The following is a 235-nucleotide window of genomic DNA, read 5'->3' as shown; positions in this document are numbered from 1 at the left end:
CCACGAACCGGTGCGTTTCGCGTCGCGGCCCTGCTGACCGTCGCGCCGCTGGCCATCGCGAGACTGGCCGCCGCGGCTCTGACCATCGCGGCTCCAACCACTACCCTGACGCTGCCCCTCGCGGCTCTGACCATCGCGGCTCTGACCGTCGCGGTTCCAGCCGCCGTCGCGGCGCTGCCCTTCACGGGCCTGAGCACCATGCCCCTGACCGTCACGATTCCACGCGCCTTCACCG

The 235-nt window shown here is 71.9% G+C and carries 1 protein-coding gene; it reads left to right on the top strand.

Annotated elements, in window-relative coordinates:
• On the top strand, positions 1–235 hold a 235-nt coding region (locus tag AC1RPQ_RS08695), incomplete at both ends, for a hypothetical protein (protein ID WP_481762384.1).

This window comes from Dellaglioa sp. CoH-57-MRSF-21, assembly GCF_056781915.1.
The sequence above is the reverse complement of the archived record's forward strand: the minus strand, read 5'-3'. Positions and strand labels throughout refer to the sequence as shown.